Below are 24,169 nucleotides of genomic sequence, written 5' to 3' on the forward strand. Positions count from 1 at the left end.
AAATAGATGTGGAAAGAAGGAAGCATATGGAAGTTGAAGCCTACGCCAAAAAGATCTTATCCTTGGCCCACCATTACCGGACCAGTGATATCCACCTGATGCCGGAAGCTGGTCGCTATCAAATCTACTACCGCTTAAGTGGCCAGATGGTCCAGCAGTTTAGCTTGTCGGTAAAGGAAGGGGAGAGTCTGATCTCTTACCTGAAATTTCTGGCTAATATGGATGTGGGGGAGAGGAGAAGGCCCCAAAGTGGTTCTTGCAGTCTTAAATTGCCGGACGTAACAGACCTCCGCCTGTCAACGATGACTAATTACCGCGGCCAGGAGTCCTTGGTTATCCGCCTCTTATCCAGTCAGGAGGAAGGTCATAGTCGGGCAGATTGCTTCTTTGACCATGAAAGGCAGGTCTTAGAGGACCTGGTTAAGCATAAGAGTGGCCTCATCCTCTTTGCAGGACCTGTTGACTCTGGCAAGACGACGACCATGTACAGGTTGGTAAAGAAGCGGTCGGCTAGCCGCAAGCAACAAGTAATCTCCATTGAGGACCCAGTGGAAATTGAAGAGGCAGATTTTTTACAAGTCCAGGTCAACGAAGCTGGAGGAGTTACTTATGAAGCCTTAATCAAGTCCAGCCTCCGCCACCACCCCGATGTCCTTTTGGTAGGGGAAATAAGAGATGAAGAAACTGCCCGAATGGTTATCCGGGGGGCCTTGACTGGGCATTTAATTATTGCCTCAGTCCATGCCAAGGATGCAGCTGGGGTGGTTGACCGGCTGCAAGAGTTGGGGATCAGCCCGGAAGTCTTGGGTCAAACCTTGATTGGCCTGGCCTTTCAAAAGTTGTTACCCAAGTATTGCCCCTTTTGCCAAGGGGACTGCCAGACTGCCTGCAACCATATCCCAGCTGACCAAAAACGGGCCGTCCTCTATGATGTTCGCTATGGCAAGTCCCTTCAAAACTTGCTGGCAAAAAGACAAGGTAATCACGTTAGTCAAGCAGACCAGCCCCGGTCCTTTAACCATTTGCTAAAGAAGGTGTATGTCTATGGTTTTATTTCGCAAGAAACCTATCAAAGCTACAAAATCCCTTAAGTCACTGCACAACCAGGCCATCTTCCTGAAGCGGCTCGGCCAGCTTCTACTAGAAGGTTTATCCATGCAAGAGGCCCTTCGTTTCCTAAGTACAACCGGTAACCAAGAAATCAAGCAATGGGTTAACCATGTTCAAGCAGGTTTTAGCCAAGGCAGGACCCTAGATGAGATGCTAGGGGAGTTAAACTTTTCGGACCAGGTCGCTTCGCAAATCTATTTTTCCCTGGTTCATGGCCAGTTTGCCCAGACTATTAGCGATTGTGGCCAGCAGATGATGGACCGGATGGAACGGAAGAAAAAGCTCCAGCAGATCTTAACCTATCCCGTCATGCTTATTATCTTTATCATCGGCATGCTCTTTGCTATGCGGTATATCTTACTGCCCCACCTGACTCAATTGACCACTTCTGAAACCAACCATATGAACTTGGGGACTCGACTAGTTTTTCTCTTTATTCGCGAATCCCCTATCCTCTTAATCCTAGCCACATGTCTGTTTAGCTTGGCCTTGCTCGTCTTTCAGTACTACCTGTCCAAAAAAACTGCCCTAGCCAGGGCCTCTATTCTCTGTCAACTCCCTTTGGCCAGGTTGGTCTTGCCTCTTTACTACACCCAGTTTTTGGCCATGGAGTGGGGCCACCTTCTTAAGCATGGCAGTAATCTGCTTGAGATTACCCAAATCATGACTAGCGACAAGAACACCAATCTGGTGAAAGAACTTGGCCAAGCCATTGCCCAAGGGATGCAGGCTGGCCAGTCTTTTAAGACTTCTATTAGTGACTATAGCTTTTTAAAGTATGAATTAAGAGATATTATCGACTACGGGGAAGAGTCCAGTGACCTTGGCAAGGAATTATTGCTCTATTCCAGGCAGTGCCAGGAAGAATTATCGCTAAAAATCGAAAAAATTATGACCCTGGTCCAGCCCATAGTTTTTATCGGTATCGGCATCCTGATTGTCTCCATCTATGCCGCCTTGCTCCTACCTACTTTTTCCTTGCTGAATGGCTTGTAAAAGCAAGCTTTAGGCAAGGGAGGCCAAGCCCATCCAGACATGCTTCGGTCAAGCTAGGCTGGATGGGTTTTTGCTTGCTTAATGTTTAGTAATAGCAAATATCAGCAGTATCAAGCTTTGTTTATTTAAGCAATTTGTGAAAACCTAAATGGCGAGGAAGGAGAGTTTCTTGCCCATCCTGGCTTTTTGTTGTAAGCTAGCCTAGCGTAATTGAAATAATTGAAGGACAGGAGTAGGTGAGAGGTGTCTTATGGATAATCGATTTTGGCAAGAGGAAGATGAAGCGGTTGAATTGGCCTTAAATTGGGCTAAAAAAAGAACGGTATCTGGTTCAGACCCCAAGACTACAGCCCATTCAGCCGAATATCTCAGAGAACAAGTGGGCCAGACCATTACCGAAGAGGGTCTGGGCCCCAAAGAAGCCTTAGCTATCTATGAGGTTCTCAGTGAATCCAACCGGTCTTCTGATGACCCCATGAACTTTGCCTACATCCCTAGTGCACCAACTAGGGCGGCAGTTGCCTTTGATGAGGTAGTGTCAGCAGCGAATGTTTTTGGTGGCATTTGGGAGTGTGGAGCTGGCAGTATTTATGCTGAGAACCAAGTTGTAGAATGGATCAAGGGCTACTTAGGCTGGCCGGACCAAGCGATTGGGACCTTCGTTTCAGGAGGAACTTATGGCAACCTGTCTGCCTTGGCATGTGCTAGGGACAAGGCCAAAAATGCTTGGCAGCAAGCCGGTACTTACCCGGACGGTCGGCCCCAGGATGGCTATAAGCTGATTATTTCAGAAGAAACTCACTCTTCACTTGAAATCATTGCCAAGGTTTTGGATGTCGACCTTTTAATAGCGGAGGTAGACGAAAAGGGCCGGATGAGTGGCCAGGCTGTTGAGGAATTGATCAAAGACCATGAAGGTGTCTTTGCGGTTGTGGCTTCAACTGGGACCACCAATACCGGGTCCATCGACCACTTGGAGTCCATCGCTAAGGTCTGTTCAAACCACCAGGTATGGCTACATGTAGACGGGGCCTATGGGGGAGCAGGTCTATTAGCCCCAAGTGTAAGACGGCTTTATAAGGGGATTGAAGCTGCCGATTCCTTTATAGTCGATCCTCACAAGTGGTTATTTGCTCCTTATGACGCTTGCCTACTCGTCTACCGGAGCCCTGAAAGTGTCTACCAAACCTTCTCCCAACATGCTGCCTACCTGGATGGGGTGGACCACAGTCAAAGCAATCCTTCTGATATGGCAGTCCACCTTTCCCGAAGAACCAGAGGCCTTCCCTTGTGGTATTCCCTAGCGACTTACGGAAGCAAAAAATATAGCCAGGCCATTGAAACCTGCCTGAACTATGCGAGACAATGTGCCCAGGCCATCAAAGCCAGCGACCACCTGGAATTAGTTATGGAACCAACCCTGTCCATTGTTGTCTTTAAACGAAAAGGTTGGGACCAAGAAGACTATGATAAATGGTCTCATGACCTAGCCTTAGCCGGCAAACTCCTTTGTCTGCCTTCTTCTATCAAGGGTCAAACCGTTCTCCGTCTAGCCTTCTTGAACCCCAACACCGAAATTGACCAAGCCATTCAAATGGTCCTTGAGACGACAAAATAGGATAAAACTGAAGATAGTAAAATTGAAGCCATGGAGTTGAAATCTTCTCCATGGCTTTTCTATAGGGACAATAGACTTAAGGTTAAGTAATCTCCATTTAAAGCAAAGTAGTGACAGTCGGCAGTAATATTACATGATACGGTTCAGGAAATTATAATCGTTATTTATCAAACTTAAACTTGGGAACTTACAAAATATGGTTCTATAATATTTAACGTAAGTGAAATAGTTACATTAACAACTTTCTCTATTAGTAAAAAAATATTTTTTATAATTCTATGTAAAAAAAGTAAGATAACTATTGCTAATAAATATTAAATATATTATAATAAAATCATTCAAATATTTTAATAATTTTATTATAATTAATTATTTATTTTTTTATAATGAATAGAAAGGAAATAATGTGAAAATAATTTTAAAATTTATTTCTAAAAAGCATCTGATATTTACCTTGATAGGTTTAATCATTATAGGACTTGAGGGATTTTTACTTCCTTTGACTATACGGATAGTAGTAGATAGTTTGACTAATGGTAGCTTCAATGGCCTTAGTTTTGGTGTAATGATGGGCATTACTGGATTTATCATTATCGGAATTGGGAGTTATATTTACCAGGTAAGTATGGCAAAATTAATTAAAGATTTTAATATAAATGTTAAATCATTAACTTATAAAAATTATATTGATCATTATTCTGATTCTTCAGAAAGTAAAAGCTCGAAAGTGTTATCTTTTATACAAAATGACTTGAAATTATTAGAAGATAATTATATTGTAGCTTATATTAAAATGATTCAAACTATTTTACTTGCTCTAGTTTCTACTGTATATGTAGCATTAACAAATACATTTTTAGCTTTTATATTTGTTGTATTCGCTTTTGTACCATTATTACTACCTAAATTTACTAGCAAACGCATTAGTAAGTCGGCCGACTCTTGGACTGGTAATAATGAATTGTTTACAAACAAATTAGTTGACACTATTAAGGGTGCTCCTACAATCAAAAACTACCAAAGGGAAAAAATTTTTTTGATAGGCTAAAAAATACGCTAATATTAGCTGAAGATAGTAATGTCAATATGACGAAAATACAAGTAATATCCAATACATCTGCCTACATAATGTCTATTATTTGTAGCTTAATCCCTTTATTTATTGGAGGAATTTTTGTCCTTCTAAATCGTTTAGAAGTAGGGGCATTATTATCAATTTTTATGGCAAGCGATCGTATTGCTAATCCGTTAACTGTTGCATTACAAAATTATAATAAGTTATCTACAACAAAAAATATAATCAAAAAAATAAAAGCCATTGAGGCAAATACGTCCAGTAATTTTAATGAAAAGAACCATAATTGTAGTGTCCTACCCATATCTTTTCACGATGCATCCATTGGTTATGGAGCAGAAAAACCGATAATAAGTGACCTTACATTAGAAATCAACAAAGGAGACAAAATATTAATAAAAGGTCCATCAGGCTCAGGGAAAACAAGTCTCTTAAGGTCGATACAAGGTATGAATGATTTAGTATCTGGATATGTTAGCTACGGCGAAAAGGCTGATTTACCTTCATTATCAATTATGCAAGGCATTAGTTATATTAGACAATTACCGATATTATTTGACGATACTATCGAGTTTAATATTACTTTAGGCGAGCATTTTTCGGATTCTGAAATAAAGGATGCAATAGAAAAATCGGGATTGTCAGATATTATTGAAGAAAAGGGAATGACTTTTCAGGTAGGTGAAAACGGAAAGAACCTGTCTGGAGGACAAAATCAGAGAATCGAAATAGCACGAGCACTAATAAGGAATCGTGACTTAGTAATTGCTGACGAGGTGACTGCTTCCCTAGATAAGAAAACATCTACTAATATTCGAAAGACTTTATTTTCAATACCACAAGCCGTTATTGAAGTGAGTCATCATAATAATTCTGAGGAATTAAGTAAATATAATCATGTTTATCAAATAAGCGAGGGGACATTGCTTGAAGAAATTTTTTGATGCATCAAGTTTGATAAATAATGGTGGATTTTAGAATCAAATTGGCCATGTTAGTATAAATTTTATCTCGGCAAAGTTTCAGTAATTCAAGACATAAGAAAAGAGATCACTAATCTTAAGTTGCGACACAATAAGAAAGAAATTGTTTTGGTGTAAGATGTAACATAAATGCTTCAAATATAAAAGCTGCAACCAATCGGGGTATGTGTCAAGTATTCCTCGGTAATGTGAGAAACGCTCGATCAATGTTCGTTTATTCAATAGTTTTTGTTCATGCTAGCGCATGGGGCCTTGAGACAGGGGCTGTTAGCGAAACATTTTGGCCAGTTTTCCCATGGAACTGGAGCTTGGCCCTTGATTAACGATATGCCCTTGTTGGACTAGGCTAGCCACTAGCTGCAGGGTGCGAAGGGGCGCTTTGACAGCTCCATTGATGTCTTTGCCCAGTGATTGGATGGTGGGGTCAACTTTTTGCGCTAAGATACTGGTATATTCCTCGTTTTTCACCGCATTGAGGATGGCGGGGCCACATGACGGGCACCATCATGGGTCCATGCCCGTCCTTGATGCTTGAAACGATAGCTGTAATAGCGGTGCCCTGTTTCGCAGACGCCCGTTCCTTTTTGGATGGGACGGGAAGGGAACAATCCGCGATCGGTTGATGGTAAGGACAATACCGACTTAAATAGCCCCTTAAACGTTCGATTTGGTCCAGTCGTTCTGCAGCGATTTCGGCTGAACAGGCCGTTGCACGACTCTGGGCGGAGGCTAAAACGGATTCGATTTGAGCCCAGTCATAAGCCCTCAAGGCTTTTCTTAACTGATTTTCCATCGGTCGATCAAAGCTTAAGCGGTCCTTGATCTTCTGGTTGACATGGTAAGTGTCCCGATAATGTTCACGTTGCCGGCAAGAACCGATGGCCATTTTAAATTTGTCCGCTTCATAGCCACCCCCTACTCTCTCTATCACTATTGGAAATCGCTAAGGTGTTTTTTAGTTGATAATGGTCGTTCAGGTAATGACTCAATTTCCGGAAGGCCTTGGCACTCGACTGGATACTGACGAAGCAAAAAAAGTGATTAACTTATCTTACTTGACCAGGCTAACCAAAAACTCTTGCTGGAGAATTGGTCTCCCGATGTGGTGGTTCATCAAGCCAAAGAAGTCTTTGAGCCTGGCCAGATTCCCAGCACGTTAACTTTGTACCATTGGATTGACCGAGGGTTGATGCGCACACGGAATGGGGACTTCCTGGAGAAAGTAGGTCGGAAAGAACGCCCTCAAGCTACCCCGACCCGGCAAACTTTTGGCCATTGGGAAATTGACACGGTTGTGGGCCGAAAGCGACAAGGCGATCCCGTCTTACTGACCTTGGTGGAGCGCAAAACCCGGTTTGAAAAACTCTTTAAAATCCCCCGTCAAAGTGCCAGGGCGGTCCATCAAACCTTACAAGCCTTTTTGAAGGGGCTGGAAGACAAGGCCAGTCAAGTCTTCCAGTCCATCACAGCTGATAATGGCAGTGAATTTGCCAGCTTAGGTCAAGTTTCCAAAGATATCCTATCGTTCTACAGCAACCTCGATGCTTCTTACGAACGAGGCAACAGTGAGAACCAACACAAATTGATTTGGCGCTTCCTACCCATATACCAGTCTTTCCAAGATTTAACGGACAGTCAGGTCAGACGAATCCAACAATGGATGAATGGGTATCCGCGAATAATCTTAAGTTATCGGTCGCCCTACCAAGCTTTTGTCCAAGAGTTGAGGCAGTTAAGCTAACAGAGATAGTCGCCATCTTTTGCTTGACAGGGGATCCCACTAGGCATGACTTGGCTTGTGTGGTGATTTGGCTTTAAAGACAAATCAGTTCGAACACAATCCACTCCTTTCGTCGCGGGATTATGTCCATCCCATATAAATAAAAAACAGTGACAATCGGTAAAAATATAACCTTGTGATATTCAGAAAATTTTAATCTCAGGGTGGCTAACTTAAACTTGAAATCTGCATAAGTTTTTGCTTGAAGTTGTCAGTGGGACTAAATATAATATAGCTAATACTACATGTTCCATTAAAAACTCAAAACAGGAGCATGTTAATTTTTTAATCAAAATAATAGGAGATATGCCTTATGGTTTTCAATCATGTAACCTCAGTAATTTATGCAACAATTAAATCCAGAACTAAAAATATTAGATTGAGGGAACATATTGACTTTATTAGAGCTAAAAAATATTGCTAAAGTGTTTGACACCCAGTCTGGTTCTTTCGAGGCTGTCCAGTCCATTTCTTTTACCATTGATCACGGTCAGATTGTCGCCCTTCTAGGGCCAAATGGTGCAGGCAAGACGACGACAGTTCAGATGATTGCTGGTTACCTAGAAGCCACTAGGGGAACTATGTATATGGAAGGCCAGGAACTAACCCAGAAAAATCGCCGCCACTCTCAGATAGGAGTTGTCTTGGGAGGGGAATTGGGTTTTTACGGCAATGCCAGTGCCTGGGATAATCTTGTTTTTTTCTCCCACTTAGATAAAATTTCTCGGTCTGACATCAAAAGGGAAGTTAAACGAGTTTTAAGCCTAGTTGACCTATCTTCTGTTGCCCAAGAGAAGGTGTATACCTTTTCCAGAGGGATGAGGCAACGCCTTCATATTGCCCGGTCCTTGCTGAGCCATCCCCAGTTATTGCTCTTGGATGAACCGACAACCGGGTTAGATGTTGAGATTAGCAAAGAGATCCGGGACTTAATCAAGCAACTCGCTCAGGAAGAAGAGGTTGGCATTCTTTTAACTAGCCACCAAATGTCAGAAGTAGAGTACTTGGCAGATGAAATCCTCCTCTTAGGGGATGGGAAAATTCAGCATAAGGGAAATGTTGAAAGCATCGTCGCTCTTTCTAAGGTGACCCATGTGGACCGTCCGGCAACTTTGGAAGAATCCTACCTGGCCCTTTCCTCTCAGTTGAAAAGGGGGGGTTCTGATGATTCGCTTCTGTAGTTTGGCATGGTTTCATTTAAAAATATATGCTAAAAATTCATACTTTATCAATTTAATGATCACCAGTACTCTATCCATGTTCTTTTTAGACTATATTGCCCAGTCTGCACTTGGTGCAGACTTGAGCCAGATTATTTGGATTCGTGCTTCAATCTTTGGCTTATGGGCATCCGGCACGACAGCAGCCGGATCCATTGGCTTTCAGCGTTTTCAGGGGACCTTGCTTTATCTGATTAATACAGCCTATAATGACCAACTCTCCTTGGCCGCTCTAATTGCTCCTGCAGCTAGTTTTGGCTTGTTGAGCTTCCCCCTAGCTATTTTGGCAGCCTTTATCTTCCAAGTACCGGTCAGAATCCAAGGATCTTTTATCCTTGCTGGACTGGCTCTCTGGTTGGGGGCTTTGGTGTTAGATTTATTGATTGCTTCTGTCTTTGTTTTAACCAAAAATGCTATTGTCTATGAAGACTTATTAACCTTACCATTATTGTTCTTGTCTGGTCTCTTTCCACTACCAGGATTTTTGCAGTCGATCCAGCCCCTTGTCAATTGGCTTTTGCCGATTGCCTTGCCTATCCAATGGTTACTCGGTTTTGAGGCACTGAGTACCTTTACCGTCTTTCAGTTTATCGTTTGCTTGGCCCTGTCTCTTGTCTTAAGCATAAATATTAGTAAATATATTCTGAAACAAGCCCGTGTTTCCGGCAAGTTAGGAGGCGTTTTATGAAAGTTGTCCTTTCATCTATTGATGTTTTAGACAATTGGAAGACCTTCTTAATCCATTTTTTTATTCTTCCTATTTTAGAAACGTTTGTTTTCCTTGCCCTTCATTATCAAATTACCGCAAGTTTCAATAGTCGCTTGGTTGTGGCATCCCTGCTTTTAGCTAGTGGGACCACTGCAATGAACCAGATGGGCGGGTCCTTTACCCAGGATATTATTAGGGGGATTGACCGTGATTTAGTTAGGAAGTCGCCCTATAACCTGTATTTCTGGGGGTCAAAATTTGTCGTGATCTTCTTATTTTCCTTGACCTTGTTTTTGACTAACAGTCTCTTGTTTTGGTTAGCAGGGGTCGATTCTAGAGCCTTAATAATGGGTTTGCTAGTCAGTCCATTAGTCATCCTCTTTGGACTCATCGTTGGCCTAGCATGTGCCATCTTTGGTTGGCGCTTGCAAAACCATTATGCTTTTACCAATTTTTTTGTGAGTTTTGCCCTTGTCTTTTCAGGAGTGGTCGTCCCTTATTGGTTATACCCGCCCCTTGTTTATCCCCTAACTTACATCCTGCCCTTTGCCCGTATCATGGCCATGCTTTTTTCAGGTGCTTTTTCCGTCCACTTACTGTTGCAAGACGGGCTGATTGCCTTGGTCTGGTTTTTATTGGCTGTTATTTGCTACCAGTACCAGGTTAGACGAATCGCTACTTACACACGCAAGGGTATGTTATAAGGAGGTTAGCTATGCAGGATACAAAAGAAATTGTCGGTTTTTATAAGATTTTAGACCAGGTGAGTCAACAAGCTCAGTCCCAATATGCTAAAAAGCAAATCTTAAAGGGAGACTTGTCCCCTTATTTAGAAGTAGCCCAAACTAAACAGGCTGAAACAGCTGAAGCTAAAGCCCTCTTAGATGGTCAGTTAAGTGTTCCCTTTATGGGTTTGCAACATATAGAAGGATTGACTAAGAAAGTTGAAAAGGGACTCGTCCTCGAAGCTGGGGAACTAATTGAGTACGCTGACTTTCTTCGTAGCTCGCGTTTGATCCGGCAATTCTTCCAAAAGAATGCCTTTATTGCCCCGATCTTGGCTGGTTATACAGAAATTTTAGGAGATTTTTCAGAAATTGAACAAGAAATTTATCAGGCCATTCACCAGTCTAGGGTCCATGACCAAGCTAGCCGTAACTTGCGAAAGATCCGTAAAAAAATTACCCAAAATAAAGCTTCAATCCAAAAGAAACTTGAGAAGTTCATTAACCATTCAAGTCATAAGGATAAAATCCAAGAAGCTGTTGTAATTGAAAAAGATGGTCGGTTCACTGTACCAGTTAAAAGTTCCTTTAAGCGACTTGTGCCCGGTCAGCTTATAGCCGAAAGTAGTAAAGGTCTCACTGCCTATATTGAACCCCATTCTGTTAGCAAACTTGCTGAGGAGAGAGTCATGCTCCAAGCTGAAGAGAGTAGCGAAGTTTACCAAATCCTAGCTTACTTAACCGGTTTGATTCAAGCCCAAATGGATGGCATCCGCTCTTCCATGGAGTGTATTGTCGAACTAGAAGTGATCTTGGCCCGGGCTAAATATTCCCGGTCCATTAATGGACGGTCAGTTCCCCTCAACAAGGCGGAATATATTAACTTAGTAGAAGCACGGACCCCTCTCATTGAGGACCCCGTTCCCTTATCCCTAACTTTAGATGGAAGAGAGTCCAGAGGTCTTGTGATAACTGGAGCCAATGCTGGAGGAAAGACGGTCGTTTTAAAAACAGTCACCTTACTGACCTATATGGCCATGTCTGGCTTGCTCGTCCCCTGTGAGGAGGGGACAGAACTAGCTATCTTTGAAGAGATTTTTGTTGAAATCGGGGATAACCAAAGTATCGAGCGGTCCTTAAGCACTTTTTCTAGCCATATGCAGGCCTTGGCGACAATTGGTAAGAAACTAAAACGCCACACCCTAGTATTACTAGATGAAATTGGTAGTGGCACGGAACCACGGGAGGGATCAGCTTTGGCCATTGCCAGTTTAAATGATTTTTACCGCAAAGGGGCCCTCTTAATGGTCACCACCCACTACGGGGAAGTGAAGACCTTCGCTAAAAACCATCCTCAATTTACAACGGCTGCTATGGATTTTGACATTGAAAAATTAGCTCCTACTTACCAAGTTATTATGCATGAAACTGGTGACAGTCAAGCCTTTACCATAGCTTCAAAAATGGAGCTCCCTCAAACTATATTAGACACGGCCAAGACTATATTAGAAGATAACCAATTACCCCTGGATGTCAAAACATTTGATCCAATTCCGATCCAAACACCAGAAGAGTCAGCAATGGATACCAAAATTAATTTCTCAAAAGGGGACCGAGTCTATGCTTCAGAGTTTAAACAAGAAGCCTTGTTTTACGAATTGAATGACTCAGGCGACCAAGCTAAGATCTATAATGATGGATCCTGGAAGCAAACCCCTCCCCAAAGACTAAAACTCTTAATCTCGGCTGAAGATCTCTACCCAGCAAATTACGATCTGGACCGCTTATTTATGGATTATGACCAGTACAAGTACTACCACGACCTCTACCGGGGGTCAAAAAAGGCCTGGAAAAAGAAATAGGCAGGCTTGAGCTAGGAGAAATTGAAATTTTATATTTATGCTTTTTAAACAAAATTGAAATGGAGTAACCACGATGATTCATCTAAATAGCCTGTCCTATAACTAGCGAACTTTTCATAAAGAGGACGGTTTTGGTAACGATTAAAGATTTTTGGAAGAGGGAAGTCAAGAAAATTATAGCCATAAAAAACATTTCTTTACACGTAGAAGAAGGCGAAATTCTTAGCTTAATTGAACCAAACGGAGCAGGAAAGACCTCCCTCATCAAAGTGATGACGGGAATTTTGGAGCCAACCAGTGGCCCAATAACTTGGCTCCTGCCTATTTTAACTGCCATTAATTCGCCTGTTTTACTAGTCCAAGGAAATGATTCTACCGCTTTTCTAATCTGGCTTGTCAATATAAATAGGCCTGCTAGCGGCTTGGTTGGCTACCTTTGGAAAAAAGGCTTGCAGCAGTATGCCTCAGCCAATTAATGTGAGTCTCCCTATTTGAAAAAAGCTCCTGCAGAATAGTTTAAAGAAGTGGCTAGGCAACTTGTTGATTAAAGCTTCAATTTGCTATCACTTTAGTCGAGGGTATGCTATAATTCAGTTAGTAAGTCATCGGTAAAGGTTATGTGAATAACTAAGGTATGAAGAGTAGATTCTAACACTGAACTTTAGGAGGACATTATGGGTTTATGGATTGCTTTAGGCATCATATTCGGTTCTGTTTTTGGGAGTTGGACTAATAATATGGGACTAGGAATCGGAATTGGCCTTGCCATAGGGACTGCAATAGGCGCAGCAGTAGACAGTACACAAAAAAGTAGCAAGAAGGGTAAAAGTGAATAAGCTACCTCACTGGTTTTGGCTGGGTTAGTATTTTACTTGATCCATTTATTGTAAGCTATGTAGAAGTTGATAGCCCTTATTTTACTGGAGGACTTGACACCAACCTATATTCAATAAGTATTATTGGTTTTTTCTTCTAGAGAAGAAAACTTTAAAGCACACTTTTAAAAGTGTGCTTTTTCTATTGCCAATAAATAAACAATATAAGAAAATCATTATTTTTTATATTGTTTTTAGGGGGGGGAGTAAGCTATAATCTTTTTAACTACTAATAGAGCTAATTAGCCTATTATAAGGGCAAATTTTCGCCCAATTTCTCTAGTAGTTTTTAGTAAAGAAGGTGCCAAAATTGAAGTCGTCAGCCCAGAATCATTCAATCTTATTTTCAACCATCAAGCGTCTTTTATTACCCTTTGCCCTTGTTTCCGTCATTTACCTTGTCTCCTTAGGGATTTCCATCCATATGGTGAACGGGGATACCGCATTCAACTATCTGATCGAGCCCTATATTTATGGATCAGGTCCAATTGATTTTTTCTTCCCCCTAATTGTTTCTGCTGTCTTTAGTTGGAACCTATACTTTTTACGGAAAGATCATTTTTTAACCTATGTCCATCCCCGGACCGAAATAAAAAAATATATCGGTATTCAAATTTTAGCTGCTCTTTTATTGTCTTTCCTTATGGTAGCAGTAGTCAATTTCTTAGCAGTTGGGTTTTCGACTCTAATTGCAAATCCTGCCCCTTACAGCGTTAATCCCAATGGACTAGAGGGTTATTTATTCAGTAACCTGCAAATGAACCGTCCTCTATTATTTGCTTTCTTTTGGTACATTTACAAGGGTCTAATGGCTGGTTTGATTTGCTTACTAGGTCAAGTCTGGGGGCTGTATAGTCATAATTTATATTTAATCTTACTAGCCCCCTTTGTTACAGTATTTTTAGAAAACCTCCTATTTTCCCTCTTAAATATACCAGAATACAGTTTCCCAACAGCTTATGTCTTGAACCGTTTGGAAACAAACGCCATGACTGTTACCAACTTGCTACTAGCCATTTTCGTATTTTGCTTCATCATCTTCCTCACTGATTACCTTCTAAGGAGAAAACATGGGTCCGCGATTTCAATCTAAATTGATAGAATTTTATCAAGTGAATAAGTACCTACTATTAGCTAACTTTCTTGTTTATTGTTTTTTCTTTGGCAATAACTTTTCTCAAGGAAAGGCTAATGGTTTTCACAATATAGAATTCGCCTTGCTTACAATGACTGACCATTATTACTTATTAAATGCCGTTTTTCCGCTAATGCTCATTATGCTAACCCGTTATTTTAAACAAGAAAGAGAAGAAGAAGTCATCCGCTTTGTTTACCGCAGGGCCCAAGTCAGAAATGAAGTAAGTATATTTGCTTGCTGGTTAATCCTGTATTTTGGGACCCAGCTAATCTTGACCCTGGTCTTATCCACTATCTTTTTTCCTTTTTCCCCTAATTTTGAAGCGAGTCTTTCGGGCTTGAACCTTGACTTTGCCTTGTTTTTTGAAAGCATTATGTCCGTTTTTTCCAATCCAGTTTTTGCCTTACTAGCGAGCTTTGTCTATTTGATCTTCGGCTGGTTGGTCTTGGTTTCAATATTATCACTAGTAAATAGCCATTTTGGCTACCGCAAATTAGTGATGGTGACGGTCGCTTTTCTAATTGTAACTTATCTAGGTTTCAATACGGAATTAGATAATTCATTTCCCTTTCTATTCTTTAACCAGTACTTTATTTTACACCACGCCCTTCAAGCCTTTGCTCAGTCCATTGACACTTTTATCCCCCTTCCCTTGATCGGCCTTGCCAGCCTGGTTTATGTCTTTCGGCCGATAAAAAGGCTTAAACAAGAGGAACAAACTGCAGAATCCCTCTTAAGGGAGCTCATTCTTCCAAAATCAGTGATGAAGTGGGCCTTTGTCCTCTTAGGTCTTTTGCTAGTTATTGATAGCCTTCAAGTCCTATACGGTATAGTCAATACTGGTCAGGCCTCTTTACAAGACGTCATTGTCAGGTTAACGAATGGTAGTCATGCCAATATGCCGGATACCTTAGCTTGGATGCGCCTCCTCTTAATTATTATGGCACCCCTCTTTATTATTGGGAGTCAAAGGACCCTGTTAGACCGCTATGGCGAAGCCCATTTCATTATCCGCTATTCGAGTAAGGCCTTATTAAAAGCCAAGACCATCCTAACCTATTCTCGGTTTTTGTTAGCCTATGCCTTATATTTAGTTGTTGCGCTGTCGCTTCTTTTTATTGCTGGTTATGGGTCAGGCTCACCATCTGTATTCCAAGAACTATTGGCTTTCTACCAAGTGCCTGCTTCGCCCATCCAAGTCTTTATTCTCTTACTAGTCCTTTTACTTGCCCAATTATTTTTTGCCTTCCTCATTTACATCTTGCTATCTGACCTATTGAATGAAGTGGTAGCCCTATTGATCATGGTGGTGGTTTCAGCCCTCACAGCCTTTGTCAGTCCGATTAACATGATCCTAATAACTAGTGGTTTGTCATCTCTAGTCCAATTACTAGCAGTTCCCCCAAGATTTTTTTACCTCAACCTCGCTTTAATCTGCTTAGCTATAGGAATTTTTATTTAATACAGATAAGGAGCCTCATCAGATGGAACAAATAAAACTAAGTCAAGTGAAAAAAAGTTATAAAAACAAAGTCTTGTACCAAAACGTCAATCTTTCAATCCATAGAGGGGACTCTATAGCCTTAGTTGGTTCGAATGGGTCTGGCAAGAGTGTCTTGTTTAAACTCATCACCGGTTTAGAAAAGCCTGATAGTGGGGAGGTTTGGGTTGACAACCAAGCGATTGGAAGGGATGTGGACTTTCCAGAAGGAGTTGGTATTCTGGTCAATCAACCTGGTTATGTGGAATATTACAGTGGATTTAAGAACCTTAAACTCTTAGCTGAAATAAAAAACCAGATAAATGACAAGCAAATCAAGGAGGCAATGAACCGGGTTGGCCTAGACCCAGACAATGAGACCATGGTCAAGGAATATTCAACCGGAATGAAGCAAAAGCTAGGGATCTGCCAGGCTATTATGGAAGACCAAGACATTATCTTACTTGATGAACCCTTTAATGCCCTAGACTTTCAGACCAACAAGGATATTTTAAGACTATTGACTAACTTGAAGGCTGAAGGAAAGACTATCCTCTTAACTTCCCACCAACATTCCTTATTGGAACAAGTCTGTGACAAGTTTTATATCATCATGAACCAAGAAGTCACTGAGATGTCAGACCAACTGAAGAAAGACTATTTTACCCTGCTAGCTTAGACAAGCTTTCATCCCCCCTTAACTGAAGAAGATAGTCTCCCAGAAGGGAAAATCCTTGCTCAGCGGAGGGGGGGAAGGGAGATTCCTTTGGAAGAGTTAGTAGCATTGCAATCATTAAGTGAACGAAAAACCTATGCTAATTCAGCTAATTCTACCCCGTTAGATTCTTGTGTCATTGGAATCTGCAACGGAAATGACTGGTAAGAAAGTCCCAAGTGTTGAACCTGTCCTAAGTACTTTATCGTATTTATTAGAGGGGAGATAAAAATGAGGTTAATCATGATGTAAATTTATTTAATAGAATCGTATCTCTATAGTATAAAACGTATGCTATAAGTGAAGAATATTAAATAATGGGTGATTTAAATTGACTAAAATTGAAATAAAAGATTTAAATGTTAAATTTGATGAGGTACATGCGGTAAAGAACCTAAGCCTTACATTAAGTGGGGGAGATTTTGTCGCTTTGGTTGGGCACAACGGTGCAGGGAAATCAACACTGATTAATACGCTTGTTGGTTTTCAAAAACCAACAAGCGGGAAAATATTGATTGAGACTGAAAGTATTGAAGATAAAGGGTTTTCAGTTATTGGTTTTTCTCCACAAACAACGATGTTAGACTGGTATAATAATGTCTTTGATAACGTTTATTTAGGGACACTATTAGGAAATTGTCCATCAGCTGAAGCTGATCATATGATTGAACAGGCGCTTAAAATAATGAATATTTTTGATTTGAAAGATAGAAGTTTGGAGCAGCTCTCTGGCGGGCAACAACAACGAGTCCAAATCGCCAGAGCTCTTGTGCATCGTCCGGACATTTATATTTTGGATGAACCGACTGTAGGAATGGATCAAGAAACTGGTGATAATCTATTGTCATATTTGAAAGAGGAAGCCAATAAAGGGAAGATTGTGATTATATCATCTCACGATCTGTCTTTGCTAGAAGAACATTGTGATGATTTGCTCTTTATGGATCATGGCGATATATTATACCATGGTAAAATGAGAGAATTCGCTCAGAGTAAAGACGAGCAAGAAGCTTATGAAGTCTTATTTGCTCAGACCTATATGCTAACAGATAAAGAGCTTCAGAAAGCAAAAGAACTAGATTTTAAAATCGAGAAGATTGACGATGATAAGGTTAAGCTAATGGTTCCGAAAGGTACACTGGTAAGGGAGGTCTTGCAGATGTTTTGTAAGAATACTCCGATTAAAAGTGTCGAACCAGAGATGGTTTCTCTCAAAGAAGCATATATGTCTATGCGTGAAGGGAGAAGTTTATAATGGAACCGACTGATTTTAGAAAGATAAACTTATTGGGACTAAAGGGCTACACTTCAATTGTCAAGAATGAAATAAAGGCATTTTTTGCTTATAAGGGAGCAGTATTGCAACATTTACTTACACCAATACTTTATTTCTTTTTTATCGTCTTAGGAGTAAACTCAATGGCAAGTACTGTTCCATACAAAGGTTTGACACTCCCGTACAGTCAATATGCAATGACGGGAATTTTAGCAATGATGATGTTGACGGATATGTCACATGCGATTTATCGAGTAACGATTGATAAGCAGTACGGCTTATTAGGAATGAAACTACTCAGTGGGATCCGGCCTGTGTATTATGTCGTTGGAATGAGTACCTACTCGCTGTTAAGTACATCTTTAAAATCAATTGTTTTGTTAGTGTTAGCTGCTATGTTAGGTCATGGATTCACGCTAATGCAATCATTAGGTATGTTTGCGCTCATCATGCTAATGTCACTGTTTTGGACTTCAATCGGTGTTATGATTACCGTTAAGATTAAAGATTATAGAACGAGGGATAATTTTGTGTCATTTGTCGTGATTCCTGTGAGCTTCGCAGCACCAACATTCTTTGCGATTGAGTTAGCGCCAAGATTTTTGCAGATTGCAGTGAAGTTTAATCCGCTAACCTATCAATTGCAATTCATGCGTGATTTAATCTTCTTAGAGGGTGATTTTATTGGTATATTATGGTTGGTACTTTTATCATCTGCTTCAATAGCCTTAGCAAGTTACGTAATTAACCGAGCTCGGCTGACATTGGCGGAACATGGATAATTTTGATTTTTTTAGGCTTTTTGACAAATAGCCTGCTAGTTGTTAATTCCTTAGGTAATCCTATAGACTAATATTTGGGTGAAAAATGTTGGCAGATTGAAAAAATTCAACTGACTGTGCTAATTTTACAATGATCTTGTCAATGCTAAATTAGATTAAGCAGTTTTTACTATGTAGATGTAATAAGTAATATGATAAAGATTTTTTTGAAAAAGAATATGCTTTTTTTAACAAATTTATTCCACCTCAGGCATTGGATATTTATAACGCGGGTGTAAAGCTGAGAGATTCATTAGCGAATAAAACATTAAGTGAAACGGTGTTAGATGATATTGAACAATATTTATCAAACAATGAAGATAGTAATATTAATTTGCTTATAGATGAAGAAAAAGATAGTTTAATTGATACTGTTAAAGAAATTATCCAAAAAATGAGTTTATATTATTCTAATGTATTCGCTGATAATCCAGAAAATATACTTAAGTTTAATATTTCGGATTACAATGATAATCCGATGTCACTTGTATATGGTTATCCTGGAATAGCGTTAACATTGAAATCACTAAACATAATTGATGAATTTCAATTAAGAAATATATCAATATTTTTACAGAAATACTATAAAATAAACAAATCTAAGATTTTTTTGAATAACGGACTGATGTTCGGAAAAGCTGGTTTGGCACTCTTCCATACAAAAGCAGGGTCTTTTTTCAGCAACAATATTTTTCTATTTGAATTAATAGAAACTTTGAACAATTCAGAATATAGAGAAATTGATTTTGCGAATGGTTTGACTGGAATAACTTATGCGTTGAAATTAATTAGCGACGATAATACCTATCCAAATTTTTCAAAGATCATTGAGAGTTATTTTGATATTATATCTGCAGTGGATAAGCCGATAGGAAAATATCAAGGCTTGCAATACGGTAACATAGGTATTTCATTTGGAATACAATATTTTGATGACCTGAATACTAAATCGAATAGATTAGATAGTTTTTTTAAGAATATTGATATAGACGTATCTTCAGTTAGTGATGACAAGATTTTTACTGGGTTATCTTATTCTTATGAAAATTGGCCACACATTAGATCACCTTATTTATACTCGGGGGGTGCAAGCCTTCTTTACGTGTTAACTACTTATTTCCATAATTCTAAAAACTGTGATTGGCAATTATTAAGGACGTTATTAAAAACTTTAGAAGTTCCTACTACTCATACTTATGGTATTGGATATGGTATGAGTGGTGTAGCTTTAATTATTATGATGATATTGATACTGCCTAACGTTCCACTAGATGTACGTCAGCGATTAGAATTATTACTTATGGATAAAATAGAATATATTATAATTCATTTTCATGATAATAAGGATTTTAAGGGTTTTTATGATGAAAAACAAGATAAATTTATTGATGATTTTGGTAACGGGACCTTAGGAATATTGAAAATATTAAAAATGTTTCTAAAATATAATGATAAAGAATTATGTTGGGATGAAGATGTATTTTCTCTAATACCGCTACCAAATATAATTTAAGAAGGTGATTTGATGAAAAACATATTGAAGGATGTGCATAGCTTATACCACAGTAAGAAGAGTTTAATTATATTTCTATTGCTATTTGGGGTTGTGATGGCTCTTGATTCAATCGTTACACCACATTATTTGGGGATATTTACAGACTATATGGCAAGCTTCCAATACACAGAGGTGCCAATCATTCTTCTGCAATGGGGATTGCTGCTAATAGTCATTAATTTAGGCTCGTTATTGTTCCAATACTTTGCAAGTAGAATAAGACAAGAAACGAATAAAGATCTTAAAGAAATGGTATTTCTTCAAGCGTATTTACCGGGTAACGAAATAGTCAATAATAATGAATATATAACCTCTATTCTTCAAGATGTAAAGCAAATTGAGACTAGTTTTGTTAATTCATTTATAAGTTTCATTTACTGTATATTGCAAGGTTTATTAGCTTTGGCTTTTGTTTTGAATGTAAATCTGCAAGTGGGGCTTGTTTTTATTTTACTCGGTTTCATACCAACTATGATCCCTAAATTGACCGAAAAGTGGTTACAAACTAGTACAAATAATTGGCAAATACAAAATCGCTTGTATACACAAGTAATGGAAGATGGGTTGCGCGGTAAGCAGTTAATCAAAAGATTTAATGCTTCAAAATTAATGTATAGACGTGTTCAAAATAAGTTAATTGAAGAGCAAAAAGCTTATTTTTCAATGGATTTCTGTCAAAAAACGTCTTCTTTCTTAGTTGGTCTCTTATATAATGTTACAGTCATTTTGTCACTAGCATATGGAGCATTTGTTGTTATAAATGGTAGTTTATCTATTGGTGAACTGATAACTGTCTATATGGCTGCTGATAGGGTGGTTAGTCCACTTATTTCTTTAGCAAGTTTTTACAGTGCGATGGTGGCTTCACACCCATTGTTGGATAAAATACTCAATCCCAACCCAATTAGGAAGAGGATATCACCACCTTCTTTCACAGAACAGGATGCACTGATTGAATTGAATAATGTATCTATAGGATATGGTAATAAATTATTATCTTCCAACATTAATTTACAAATTAATCATGGAGATCGCGTATTAATTCAAGGTCCAAGTGGATCAGGTAAGTCAACGTTGATTAAAGCATTATTAAATGAAATTGAGGTCCTTAAAGGTCAAATATTATACAATGAAAGCTTGAGGGATGGTAATTTGTATAATCATTTTGCTTTAGTTGAACAGAAACCTTTTATCTTTCAAGATACGCTTAGGTTCAATTTAACCCTAGGACAAGCCATTGATGATGATTTGATACTTAAAGTGCTAAATGAAGTTGGCCTAGAAAAATTGGCTAGTCTTGAGGAGCTGGATAATGTTATATCGTTAGAAAACAATCAACTTTCTGGAGGAGAGACGAAACGGTTAGAGGTTGCTCGGTCGCTATTATATAATAAAAAAGTCCTTATCGTTGATGAAGCTTTGTCCGGATTAGATAATGATCGAGCTAAACAATTAAATGAATTGATTGTAAATTATCCAGGAACAATTATCAATATTGAGCACCATATTGATGACACTATTCGGAGTAAGTATAATAAACGATACAGCATACAAAACTAATGCTTTTCAAAATAGCCTTAAATATTATTTAAATGTAACAAGCAATTGGTCTTAAGGTTAAATGAGTATCGATAATTTTTACCCATTAATTTTGGGCACTTTTGTCAGAAGCATACTGTAATGAAGAAATAATAGAATAACACCATCTAATCTACCTGTTTTTGGACAGGTAGATTTTTTGTATTTATTTTAAAGAAAATGCATTTTCAAAAATGATTTTAGAAATTTTTTGCGTATATATTACCAGGAGCAAATAAGTGACGGCAGTCAGAAAGGGGACTTGCCTATGAATAGCTAAAAAGTGTTTCTTGCTAGTTGCCTACAATTAAAATGGGAGGGAAAATCAAATGAAAAAGTTTATGAAAAATATTATCCATAAAATAAAGGATAGCCGGGCGTTTACCCTGCTAGAGATGGCGATCGTACTTTTTATTATTTCAGCCTTGCTACTTATTATTATCCCCAATATTGGTTCACACCGAGATACAGCTTCGGAGACGGGGAACAAGGCCTTGCAAACTGTAGTGGACACCCAGGCTGACTTGTTCGAAATGGAACAGGGTCGCCGGCCTGCTGATATTGCTGATTTAGAAAGTGCCTCCTACTTAACACAAGCCCAGGCCAGCCAAGCGCAAGAGGCTGGTATAAAGATTTCACGTTAAGATGAAAACTAGGCTAGGCCTTGTTGGTCGAGAAGATGGTTTTTTGACTTTACTGGAAGCTATCTTAACTATGGTTATTGTTTTGATTTTTCTTATGCTACCCAGTCTCAATATGGACCAGGCTAAGTTAGGAGTAGAGACCGACCTCTTTACGGAGAATTTAAGGACCCAGATTACCCTGATGAACCAAAATGCCGTCTTAAAGGGGGAAATGTCGGTGGTAGAAGTGGAACCAGGCCGCAACCGGATAGTTTTCTCCGTTTTGGGCCAGCCAGAGTCCCCCTTAAATACGATTTTACCAGTTCCTGACCATATTAAAGTTTATGGTGGCTACAAGCGCTATGCTTTTCGGGCTCGGTCTGGTAACATCACCAAGGTTAACCGGTTTGCCTATACGGATGGCGACCGGAGGATAGAATTTGTTTTTCAAATTGGAAGCGGGCGATTTTATGTTCAAGAAAGTTAAAAATGACCAGGCCTTTATCCTCTTGGAGAGTATCCTGGCCCTAAGCTTGGTATCTATTACCATGATTCTTGTTTTGCCCTTTAGCCTGCAGTTGCTCCAGGCCCGGCAGAAGCGGCAAAACGAAATTGAAGGTTACCGGCTCTTATATGATTACAGTTATGAATGGTTAGGGTCAAGCGACCAATGGGTGACCCGAAGTGGGGTTGACTACCGGGTTTCTTATCATGAAAATGCCTTACAAGTTAGCCTGCCTAACCAGGATGAAATCGTCTTAGAAGTGGTGGAACCATGAAATGGCTTAAGAAGGAAGGAGCTTTTACCATGCTTGAAGCCTTGGTAGCCCTGTCGATTACCTCTCTAATCTTGCTCGCCCTGTCAATAGGGGTCAGCCATTTCAAGCAAGTTAAGGAAGAATTAAGGGCAGACCGGCAACTTGACTGGCACCTTTTTGTCAATCAAATGTCCTTTTATCTGGAGTCTAGCGACCTCTTGTCGGTTAATCAGAACCGGCTACTAGTCAAAGAGGTCAACTACCGGGACCAAAGTGTGGTCCAAGCCCAATACCGCCTCGTTAACGGCAACTTTATCAGGCGGGTCAATAATGGTTACCAGCCCATGCTCCTCGATGTCAAGAAGGTGGAAATGGAAGAGATGGGGCCCAGTCTTATGATGAAAGCCTACTTTAATAATGATGAAGAATACCAGGCTAGAATTTGGGTGAATCAATGGCATGACCAAGAAAATCTGGATTAAACTCAAAAGGCTTATCAAAGAAGATCAGGCAAGTATCTTGATTTCTTCCTTGGTCTTCCTAATGGTTATCACTTTCTTATTGTCTGGTTTAGGGATTATTATTGCAAGTGAAGCCCGCCAGCAAGCCATGATTAAGGATAATTACCTGGCCAAGGCTATGATCCAAAAAGCTTACTATATAATGAAAGAAATGGATCCATCAGACCTAGCAAACTTAGCATCTAAGACCATTTCCTTTAACCAAGGTCAGGTGGTGGCTAGCCAGGATGAAGAGGGTATCTTTTCCTTTACAGCTAGCCTAGCTAATGATTACCAGTACAGTCAGACCAACCGGCTTTATTTTCCAGACCAGTTAGATGAAGAGCTAGAGGAGGAAGAGGGTGAAGAAAAAGACCACTTGGAAAATTTAGAAGAGGATAGCCATGACCAGGTTAGTGAAGATGAAGACCAAGTTAGTAAAGATGAAGACCAAGAAAGTTCAAGCAGTCCCAATCCAGACTCGAAAGACCAAGAAAGTCAATCCGGTGGGCTAGAAGAAAGTAATCCAGTTTCTACAAAGCTTGACCAAGAAAAGGCTAGTCCAGACGGTTAAATGGCAAGCTAGAATTCAGTTTGACAATGAGTCTGGGTCACCCTAAGTAAAAAAATAGTTTCATTCTATCTAAAAAGCTACTTTCCGACCATTTTAAGTGGAATTTTACCAATTATGTTAATTTCTTTTTGAATCAACCTTTGCTATAATGGAAGAGTGTATACCACTCTTCTTTTTTATACAAGACGTGAAAGTAAG

At 39.6% G+C, this 24,169-nt stretch carries 24 protein-coding genes and 1 pseudogene; 24 read left to right on the plus strand and 1 reads right to left on the minus strand.

What is annotated here, in order from left to right:
- Nucleotides 1–26 precede the first annotated feature (26 nt).
- The 5 genes from comGA (at nucleotide 27) to HMPREF9698_RS07180 (ending at nucleotide 5,743) form a co-directional block, all read left to right on the plus strand.
- Nucleotides 27–1,091, plus strand: a complete 1,065-nt coding sequence (comGA, locus tag HMPREF9698_RS07160) for a competence type IV pilus ATPase ComGA (protein ID WP_003778795.1) — start codon at nucleotides 27–29, stop codon at nucleotides 1,089–1,091.
- The gene (gene comGB, locus HMPREF9698_RS07165; RefSeq protein ID WP_003778797.1) at nucleotides 1,045–2,106 is read left to right on the plus strand and encodes a competence type IV pilus assembly protein ComGB; all 1,062 of its coding nucleotides are present in this window, start codon (nucleotides 1,045–1,047) and stop codon (nucleotides 2,104–2,106) included. Before comGA ends, comGB begins: the two co-directional genes overlap by 47 nt.
- A 250-nt stretch (nucleotides 2,107–2,356) precedes the next feature.
- Nucleotides 2,357–3,724 carry a pyridoxal phosphate-dependent decarboxylase family protein gene (locus HMPREF9698_RS07170; RefSeq protein ID WP_003778800.1) on the plus strand — a complete coding sequence of 456 codons (1,368 nt, stop codon included), beginning with the start codon at nucleotides 2,357–2,359 and terminating at the stop codon, nucleotides 3,722–3,724.
- 406 nt (nucleotides 3,725–4,130) lie between these two features.
- A complete protein-coding gene (locus tag HMPREF9698_RS07175) occupies nucleotides 4,131–4,772 on the plus strand; it encodes an ABC transporter transmembrane domain-containing protein (RefSeq protein ID WP_003778803.1) in 642 nt (213 codons plus the stop codon).
- A 38-nt stretch (nucleotides 4,773–4,810) separates the two neighbouring features.
- The gene (locus HMPREF9698_RS07180) at nucleotides 4,811–5,743 is read left to right on the plus strand and encodes an ATP-binding cassette domain-containing protein (protein ID WP_040292779.1); all 933 of its coding nucleotides are present in this window, start codon (nucleotides 4,811–4,813) and stop codon (nucleotides 5,741–5,743) included.
- 306 nt (nucleotides 5,744–6,049) lie between these two features.
- Here HMPREF9698_RS07180 and HMPREF9698_RS08705 read toward each other — a convergent pair.
- Nucleotides 6,050–6,822: pseudogene (locus tag HMPREF9698_RS08705) on the minus strand (ISLre2-like element ISAot1 family transposase); the annotation flags it as partial.
- A gap of 62 nt (nucleotides 6,823–6,884) precedes the next feature.
- On the opposite strand from HMPREF9698_RS08705, the gene HMPREF9698_RS07190 reads away from it, so the two are divergent.
- The 19 genes from HMPREF9698_RS07190 (at nucleotide 6,885) to HMPREF9698_RS07275 (ending at nucleotide 23,971) form a co-directional block, all read left to right on the plus strand.
- Nucleotides 6,885–7,523: an IS30 family transposase gene (locus tag HMPREF9698_RS07190; RefSeq protein ID WP_003778808.1), complete on the plus strand. Its 639-nt coding sequence runs from the start codon at nucleotides 6,885–6,887 to the stop codon at nucleotides 7,521–7,523.
- Between the two features lie 431 nt (nucleotides 7,524–7,954).
- Entirely contained in the window at nucleotides 7,955–8,743 is a 789-nt protein-coding gene (locus HMPREF9698_RS07195) for an ABC transporter ATP-binding protein (RefSeq protein WP_003778811.1), read from the plus strand.
- Nucleotides 8,727–9,470, plus strand: a complete 744-nt coding sequence (locus HMPREF9698_RS07200; protein ID WP_003778813.1) for a hypothetical protein — start codon at nucleotides 8,727–8,729, stop codon at nucleotides 9,468–9,470. The genes HMPREF9698_RS07195 and HMPREF9698_RS07200 overlap by 17 nt, the downstream gene beginning before the upstream one ends.
- Nucleotides 9,467–10,195, plus strand: a complete 729-nt coding sequence (locus tag HMPREF9698_RS07205) for a hypothetical protein (RefSeq protein WP_003778814.1) — start codon at nucleotides 9,467–9,469, stop codon at nucleotides 10,193–10,195. Before HMPREF9698_RS07200 ends, HMPREF9698_RS07205 begins: the two co-directional genes overlap by 4 nt.
- An 11-nt stretch (nucleotides 10,196–10,206) precedes the next feature.
- Entirely contained in the window at nucleotides 10,207–12,078 is a 1,872-nt protein-coding gene (locus HMPREF9698_RS07210; protein ID WP_003778816.1) for an endonuclease MutS2, read from the plus strand.
- Nucleotides 12,079–12,209: 131 nt separating this feature from the next.
- Entirely contained in the window at nucleotides 12,210–12,554 is a 345-nt protein-coding gene (locus HMPREF9698_RS07215) for an ATP-binding cassette domain-containing protein (RefSeq protein WP_003778818.1), read from the plus strand.
- A 198-nt stretch (nucleotides 12,555–12,752) separates the two neighbouring features.
- A complete protein-coding gene (locus tag HMPREF9698_RS08710; protein ID WP_003778820.1) occupies nucleotides 12,753–12,914 on the plus strand; it encodes a glycine zipper domain-containing protein in 162 nt (53 codons plus the stop codon).
- Between the two features lie 349 nt (nucleotides 12,915–13,263).
- Nucleotides 13,264–14,046 (plus strand): hypothetical protein, encoded by a 783-nt coding sequence (locus HMPREF9698_RS07220; protein WP_003778822.1) that lies wholly within the window; start codon nucleotides 13,264–13,266, stop codon nucleotides 14,044–14,046.
- A gap of 133 nt (nucleotides 14,047–14,179) precedes the next feature.
- Entirely contained in the window at nucleotides 14,180–15,553 is a 1,374-nt protein-coding gene (locus HMPREF9698_RS07225; RefSeq protein ID WP_147292217.1) for a hypothetical protein, read from the plus strand.
- Between the two features lie 22 nt (nucleotides 15,554–15,575).
- On the plus strand, nucleotides 15,576–16,250 hold the full coding sequence (locus tag HMPREF9698_RS07230; RefSeq protein ID WP_003778826.1) for an ATP-binding cassette domain-containing protein: 675 nt from the start codon (nucleotides 15,576–15,578) through the stop codon (nucleotides 16,248–16,250).
- A 367-nt stretch (nucleotides 16,251–16,617) separates the two neighbouring features.
- Nucleotides 16,618–17,541 carry a metal ABC transporter ATP-binding protein gene (locus HMPREF9698_RS07235; protein WP_003778827.1) on the plus strand — a complete coding sequence of 308 codons (924 nt, stop codon included), beginning with the start codon at nucleotides 16,618–16,620 and terminating at the stop codon, nucleotides 17,539–17,541.
- Entirely contained in the window at nucleotides 17,541–18,344 is an 804-nt protein-coding gene (locus HMPREF9698_RS07240) for an ABC transporter permease (protein WP_003778833.1), read from the plus strand. The genes HMPREF9698_RS07235 and HMPREF9698_RS07240 overlap by 1 nt, the downstream gene beginning before the upstream one ends.
- Nucleotides 18,345–18,663: 319 nt before the next feature.
- Nucleotides 18,664–19,896 carry a hypothetical protein gene (locus tag HMPREF9698_RS07245; protein ID WP_040292782.1) on the plus strand — a complete coding sequence of 411 codons (1,233 nt, stop codon included), beginning with the start codon at nucleotides 18,664–18,666 and terminating at the stop codon, nucleotides 19,894–19,896.
- 12 nt (nucleotides 19,897–19,908) lie between these two features.
- Nucleotides 19,909–21,498 carry an ATP-binding cassette domain-containing protein gene (locus HMPREF9698_RS07250; protein ID WP_003778837.1) on the plus strand — a complete coding sequence of 530 codons (1,590 nt, stop codon included), beginning with the start codon at nucleotides 19,909–19,911 and terminating at the stop codon, nucleotides 21,496–21,498.
- Between the two features lie 347 nt (nucleotides 21,499–21,845).
- Nucleotides 21,846–22,160 carry a competence type IV pilus major pilin ComGC gene (comGC, locus tag HMPREF9698_RS07255; protein WP_003778838.1) on the plus strand — a complete coding sequence of 105 codons (315 nt, stop codon included), beginning with the start codon at nucleotides 21,846–21,848 and terminating at the stop codon, nucleotides 22,158–22,160.
- Nucleotide 22,161: 1 nt separating this feature from the next.
- Nucleotides 22,162–22,626, plus strand: coding sequence for a competence type IV pilus minor pilin ComGD (gene comGD, locus HMPREF9698_RS07260; protein WP_003778840.1), 465 nt, complete (start codon nucleotides 22,162–22,164; stop codon nucleotides 22,624–22,626).
- A complete protein-coding gene (locus HMPREF9698_RS07265; RefSeq protein ID WP_040292784.1) occupies nucleotides 22,610–22,918 on the plus strand; it encodes a hypothetical protein in 309 nt (102 codons plus the stop codon). The genes comGD and HMPREF9698_RS07265 overlap by 17 nt, the downstream gene beginning before the upstream one ends.
- The gene (comGF, locus tag HMPREF9698_RS07270; protein ID WP_040292786.1) at nucleotides 22,915–23,379 is read left to right on the plus strand and encodes a competence type IV pilus minor pilin ComGF; all 465 of its coding nucleotides are present in this window, start codon (nucleotides 22,915–22,917) and stop codon (nucleotides 23,377–23,379) included. Before HMPREF9698_RS07265 ends, comGF begins: the two co-directional genes overlap by 4 nt.
- A complete protein-coding gene (locus HMPREF9698_RS07275) occupies nucleotides 23,357–23,971 on the plus strand; it encodes a hypothetical protein (RefSeq protein ID WP_003778847.1) in 615 nt (204 codons plus the stop codon). Before comGF ends, HMPREF9698_RS07275 begins: the two co-directional genes overlap by 23 nt.
- Nucleotides 23,972–24,169: the final 198 nt, after the last annotated feature.

This window comes from Alloiococcus otitis ATCC 51267 (genome assembly GCF_000315445.1).
Lineage (GTDB): Bacteria > Bacillota > Bacilli > Lactobacillales > Carnobacteriaceae_A > Alloiococcus > Alloiococcus otitis.

Excerpts from the sequence above, each read along its gene's own strand:
- comGA (WP_003778795.1), top strand. The coding sequence starts at position 27 with ATGGAAGTTGAAGCCTACGCCAAAAAGATCTTATCCTTGGCCCACCAT.
- comGB (WP_003778797.1), top strand. The coding sequence starts at position 1,045 with ATGGTTTTATTTCGCAAGAAACCTATCAAAGCTACAAAATCCCTTAAG.
- HMPREF9698_RS07170 (WP_003778800.1), top strand. The coding sequence starts at position 2,357 with ATGGATAATCGATTTTGGCAAGAGGAAGATGAAGCGGTTGAATTGGCC.
- HMPREF9698_RS07180 (WP_040292779.1), top strand. The coding sequence starts at position 4,811 with ATGACGAAAATACAAGTAATATCCAATACATCTGCCTACATAATGTCT.
- HMPREF9698_RS07200 (WP_003778813.1), top strand. The coding sequence starts at position 8,727 with ATGATTCGCTTCTGTAGTTTGGCATGGTTTCATTTAAAAATATATGCT.
- HMPREF9698_RS07205 (WP_003778814.1), top strand. The coding sequence starts at position 9,467 with ATGAAAGTTGTCCTTTCATCTATTGATGTTTTAGACAATTGGAAGACC.
- HMPREF9698_RS07210 (WP_003778816.1), top strand. The coding sequence starts at position 10,207 with ATGCAGGATACAAAAGAAATTGTCGGTTTTTATAAGATTTTAGACCAG.
- HMPREF9698_RS08710 (WP_003778820.1), top strand. The coding sequence starts at position 12,753 with ATGGGTTTATGGATTGCTTTAGGCATCATATTCGGTTCTGTTTTTGGG.
- HMPREF9698_RS07225 (WP_147292217.1), top strand. The coding sequence starts at position 14,180 with ATGACTGACCATTATTACTTATTAAATGCCGTTTTTCCGCTAATGCTC.
- HMPREF9698_RS07230 (WP_003778826.1), top strand. The coding sequence starts at position 15,576 with ATGGAACAAATAAAACTAAGTCAAGTGAAAAAAAGTTATAAAAACAAA.
- HMPREF9698_RS07240 (WP_003778833.1), top strand. The coding sequence starts at position 17,541 with ATGGAACCGACTGATTTTAGAAAGATAAACTTATTGGGACTAAAGGGC.
- HMPREF9698_RS07250 (WP_003778837.1), top strand. The coding sequence starts at position 19,909 with ATGAAAAACATATTGAAGGATGTGCATAGCTTATACCACAGTAAGAAG.
- comGC (WP_003778838.1), top strand. The coding sequence starts at position 21,846 with ATGAAAAAGTTTATGAAAAATATTATCCATAAAATAAAGGATAGCCGG.
- comGD (WP_003778840.1), top strand. The coding sequence starts at position 22,162 with ATGAAAACTAGGCTAGGCCTTGTTGGTCGAGAAGATGGTTTTTTGACT.
- HMPREF9698_RS07265 (WP_040292784.1), top strand. The coding sequence starts at position 22,610 with ATGTTCAAGAAAGTTAAAAATGACCAGGCCTTTATCCTCTTGGAGAGT.
- comGF (WP_040292786.1), top strand. The coding sequence starts at position 22,915 with ATGAAATGGCTTAAGAAGGAAGGAGCTTTTACCATGCTTGAAGCCTTG.
- HMPREF9698_RS07275 (WP_003778847.1), top strand. The coding sequence starts at position 23,357 with ATGACCAAGAAAATCTGGATTAAACTCAAAAGGCTTATCAAAGAAGAT.